This window comes from Waterburya sp. (assembly GCF_058530065.1).
Map to the genome: position 1 here is coordinate 1 of NZ_JBZNBU010000377.1, position 2,348 is coordinate 2,348.

General features: G+C 39.5%; 5 protein-coding genes. 4 read left to right on the top strand and 1 reads right to left on the bottom strand.

Features of this window, described 5'->3' with window-relative positions; genetic code table 11:
- Window positions 1-449: filamentous hemagglutinin N-terminal domain-containing protein (locus tag AC33VI_RS22390; RefSeq protein WP_491784479.1), on the bottom strand; the 449-nt coding region annotated here is incomplete at its 3' end.
- A 180-nt stretch (window positions 450-629) separates the two neighbouring features.
- Between AC33VI_RS22390 and AC33VI_RS22395 the strand changes: the two genes are divergently transcribed.
- The 4 genes from AC33VI_RS22395 to AC33VI_RS22410 all read left to right on the top strand — a co-directional run bounded on the left by AC33VI_RS22395 (window position 630) and on the right by AC33VI_RS22410 (window position 2,116).
- Entirely contained in the window at window positions 630-737 is a 108-nt protein-coding gene (locus AC33VI_RS22395; RefSeq protein ID WP_491784480.1) for a hypothetical protein, read from the top strand.
- A 322-nt stretch (window positions 738-1,059) separates the two neighbouring features.
- Window positions 1,060-1,659 carry a superoxide dismutase gene (locus AC33VI_RS22400; protein ID WP_491784481.1) on the top strand — a complete coding sequence of 200 codons (600 nt, stop codon included), beginning with the start codon at window positions 1,060-1,062 and terminating at the stop codon, window positions 1,657-1,659.
- Between the two features lie 65 nt (window positions 1,660-1,724).
- Window positions 1,725-1,871 (top strand): hypothetical protein, encoded by a 147-nt coding sequence (locus AC33VI_RS22405; RefSeq protein WP_491784482.1) that lies wholly within the window; start codon window positions 1,725-1,727, stop codon window positions 1,869-1,871.
- 38 nt (window positions 1,872-1,909) lie between these two features.
- Window positions 1,910-2,116: a hypothetical protein gene (locus tag AC33VI_RS22410; RefSeq protein ID WP_491784483.1), complete on the top strand. Its 207-nt coding sequence runs from the start codon at window positions 1,910-1,912 to the stop codon at window positions 2,114-2,116.
- Window positions 2,117-2,348 lie beyond the last annotated feature (232 nt).

Consider the following 2,348-nt stretch of genomic DNA (forward strand, 5'->3'; position numbering starts at 1 on the left):
CTAAACTCCCCATCATCAAACAGAATACTACTGGCAGTGGAACCAAAAAACGAACCACCAATATCTAACCGTGCATTTTCGCCAAAGATAATACCTGCTGGGTTGATAAGGAATAAGCTGGCGCTCCCATTGGCTCGAATTAGTCCATCGATGTTAGAGACGCTACCGCCCGTCACGCGACTGAAGATATTGGCGATACTGTCAGCGTTATTAAAAAAGGCTTCATTATTAGTAGGAACGGAAAAATCTTGGAAGCTATGGAAGAGATTACTCCCTCTGGTTTCCCCTCCCGTTATTTCTGCCACATTACCATTTTGGTTTACTTGAGTGTTGACCGTTCCATCAGTAGTGACTTGATTGACTTGAGCGGAGGTTGCAGTAGTCGTAGCATATAAATAGCCAAGGATACAACAAGATAGACGCAATAGGTGAGATAAAGCTTGTGACACGGCAGTATGACGACAGAGCCAAGAAATACAGTTTCAAGAATACTATCATTGTTAGAAATTTTTGAGTTCGGTTTTAATTTGTTTTCTCCTTTTATTCTTATTTCTCAAAAAATCGTAATATTGCCGAAACTTAATTTTGGGAGCGTTCGGATTTAGTATGACTATAATTCCTCTACTTTTGTGTTCGATCTTGCCCAATTGGTAAAAGAGAGATGGCTCAATCTCGACGAACTAAAAGATTTTAAACCAGAAGTGCGGTCAAAAATATCGACATTAGCACGAATGTAAGTGGCAACGCCATTTAATAAAGTCACTTAATACAACCAAATATACAATCTACAAGAGTTGGAGCTATGAGCTATTTGAGTTTTTGCCCAACTCTTTTTTATCTAGAGAGAATTTTTTACTGGATTAACTCAATACATCGTCTCTGTGTACCCTATATTCCCCCTCCTGGGGATGCGGATTTTGCAATAGTCAAAACTACGGTACTATCGGCAAAGAAGTCGCAAATTGGCTCACAGTCTGTCATCTACAGCTAATCGCTCGCTCGACAGACTGTAATATTCTGGAACTTCAGTACGAATATTTTGAGAGAGGACGAATACTAATGGCTTACGAATTACCATCACTTCCTTACGATTACACGGCACTAGAACCTGTAATTTCTAAAAGCACTTTAGAATTTCATCATGATAAACACCATGCTGCATATGTCAATAAATACAACAATGCAGTTAAAGATACGGAATTAGACAGCAAACCAATTGAAGAAGTTATTAAAGCAGTAGCAGAAGATAAGAGCAAAAGCGGACTGTTTAATAATGCTGCTCAGGCTTGGAATCATACTTTTTACTGGCAATGTATGAAACCTGATGGCGGTGGCACTCCTTCTGGAGAATTAGCCAAAAAAATTGAGGCCGATCTTGGTAGTTATGAACAGTTTGTTGAAGCGTTTAAGAATGCAGGTGCGACTCAGTTTGGCAGCGGTTGGGCTTGGCTAGTCTTGGATGGCGATACCCTCAAAGTTACTAAAACCCCTAATGCCGATAATCCATTAACCAAGGGACAAGTTCCTTTGCTCACTATGGATGTTTGGGAACACGCCTACTACCTCGATTATCAAAACAAACGTCCTGCTTACATCGATGATTTTATCGGTAAGCTAATCAACTGGGATTTTGTCTCTCAAAATTTAGCTGCTGCTTGAATAACAAAACATAAGCGGATATTCGAGCGAGTATCCGCTTGGTTAATTTTATTTTCAAAGTAATTATGGACAGAGGCAAAAATAAACAAAACCACCGCGTTCCTCAATGGCAGTTAAATAAAATGATGCTCTTAATTATTGAAAGATGGCAAGAAGTTTGGGAAATTGTTGAGGCAAGAGACGAAGACAAGAATTTGAAAAACCGAAATTAGCTGTCATCTTGCGCCATTGTATTTTACCGAGATAAATAATGATAGAACCTCATTATCCTCAAATTATTCTTTCCTTTACTTATCGTGATTGCAAAATTGAGATCGATCGCGATGAATTAGATGGACATGGTATCTATTCTGCTTGGGTCAATCACAAACAAGGTTGTGCTGTTGCAGTTCCTCGTGCCACAACTTCTATGGATGCAATTAAAAGAGCCAAACAATGGATAGATATAAATCTATAGTGTATGTAAGCAATTTTGTTTAAATTAAGCTATCCTAATCTAACTAAATAAACATTAGCGATCGCCCTAACCAAACCGCGATCGCTTCTTGATGTAGTCCTAAAAAATATAGCGGAGCCTAAAGGGTACCCCCATCTCTTGGGCGACGCGAAGGACGCGGAGCTAATCCTTTAGGGCTAGTGCTTTAGTGCAAGCCGCTCCGCATATATCCCTTTAGGGACAAGCTAAATAG

Excerpts from the sequence above, each read along its gene's own strand:
- AC33VI_RS22410 (WP_491784483.1), top strand. The coding sequence starts at position 1,910 with ATGATAGAACCTCATTATCCTCAAATTATTCTTTCCTTTACTTATCGT.
- AC33VI_RS22400 (WP_491784481.1), top strand. The coding sequence starts at position 1,060 with ATGGCTTACGAATTACCATCACTTCCTTACGATTACACGGCACTAGAA.
- AC33VI_RS22405 (WP_491784482.1), top strand. The coding sequence starts at position 1,725 with ATGGACAGAGGCAAAAATAAACAAAACCACCGCGTTCCTCAATGGCAG.